This window comes from Bartonella sp. AA168HLJHH (assembly GCF_042197365.1).
Taxonomy (GTDB): domain Bacteria; phylum Pseudomonadota; class Alphaproteobacteria; order Rhizobiales; family Rhizobiaceae; genus Bartonella.
The window spans coordinates 1-1,581 of the sequence record NZ_JBHIRS010000060.1; the positions used below are offsets into that span (position 1 = coordinate 1).

At 39.7% G+C, this 1,581-nt stretch carries 2 protein-coding genes; both read right to left on the bottom strand.

Annotated elements, in window-relative coordinates; all coding sequences use genetic code 11:
* On the bottom strand, window positions 1-383 hold a 383-nt coding region (locus ACFINM_RS09715), incomplete at its 3' end, for an ATPase, T2SS/T4P/T4SS family (protein ID WP_375641293.1).
* Window positions 384-400: 17 nt separating this feature from the next.
* Window positions 401-1,516 carry a type IV secretion system protein VirB10 gene (virB10, locus tag ACFINM_RS09720; RefSeq protein WP_375634898.1) on the bottom strand — a complete coding sequence of 372 codons (1,116 nt, stop codon included), beginning with the start codon at window positions 1,514-1,516 and terminating at the stop codon, window positions 401-403.
* Window positions 1,517-1,581 lie beyond the last annotated feature (65 nt).

The following is a 1,581-nucleotide window of genomic DNA, read 5'->3' on the forward strand; positions in this document are numbered from 1 at the left end:
AGATTGTTTTCATGTAAACTTTCAAGAGAAAAAGTGCGTGATGAAGGTTTACGAATGGTCATGCTAATGGTATTGGCTGCAACAGCTGGAGGCATAACAATTTGTATGCGTTCGTTGTTTGGCAGTGTTGCGGAGAGAACGGGATTTTCTACACTAATTTTTTGTGTTGTGTAGGCAGCAACAACTTTCGCAATCCCTTCTAGTTCGCTGTAGGTTAGTTCTTGTATGGTGTGGGTTTGCCAACCATTTGGACCTTCAACAATTACTTCGCCTGGGCGATTGACAACAATTTCAAATAAATTTTCATCATTGAGGAAGTCATCTAAGATCTTTAATTTTGTTAAAACGATGGAGGCTCGTTCTGCATTTTTTGCTGATGGCATAATATGACTTTATTGGCTTAATGAAAAAAGGAATAGCTGGGAGTAGAGTGATACCTTTTGCTTGTTACTACTAGTTTATAGACAGATGAAAAATCGAGATCTCTTGCTACAAAGATGTTGACGAGTTCGCCTTGAAATTTTTCTAGGGTAGGCGGGATGTTGATTTGATTTTCAAGGGCAACGGTGGCTGTATCTTTTCCGATATTGCTTGCTTCAGAGCTGTTGAAACCACCACTTGAGTTAGAATTGCCTTTCTTTTTATTGGTTAGGTTTGTTGTAACGCTATCAACAACGGTGAGTAATAATGCTGAACTGAAGCGTTCCCACCAATGGGTGTTGACGTTGCCGTCAAAACCAGCTCTACCTAAACTGTCAGTTGCGGGAGATGCAAGATTGATGATGACACCGGTTGGTGTTTTTGCTCTTGTCCAGAGCACAAAGAGGCGAGATTGACCCTTTTTAAGCCCTCCTCGGTATTCTCCAACGACTTGGGTTCCTTTATCAAGCAAAACAACGCGCCCATTGTCAGAGAGGATATCACGGTTGATGATGCAGCTTGCAAAGCCTGGTTGGTCGCTGTTTAATGCCGTTTCTAAGATACAGGGGATAGAAGTTCCCATGGCGATGATAAAGTTTCTATTTCCCATGATCCCAGCTCTTGTACCTTCTATTTTTGTAGGCTTTAGAAGTGAGGAAAAACTTTGTGAATCATTATTAGGAGTTTCACTTATATTATTACTATAGTTATTTCTCGACATTTGAGTTGAAGAAGGGGGGGTATTGCTCGTAAAAGCCAATACGGGAGCACGTTGTGCTGCATCAAGTAAAGGATCATGTTCAACTATTTTTTCTGGGTTTTTCGCTGGGGGTGGTAGTGTAATTGGAGCAATTTTTGCTTGTGATTCAGCGGAAACTAATTCTAAGGGAGTAACTGAGTTATTAAAGTCTTGTTTTTTATGAATATTTGCCGTGTCTTTTGATGTTGGTGGTGTTGAAAATATATTCCAAAGCACATATGCGCAAAATCCTACAAAAGCTATAATAATGATTATTTTTTTTGTATCCGATTTTGATGTATTATTTTTGCCATCCCCAATAGATCCTCGATCTTCGATGCTTGATTTATCACTCATGTGTTGTCCCCTTCAATTCCCGCTTATTTAAAGATCTGATGCAACTTTACGTTCAACAGATGGTG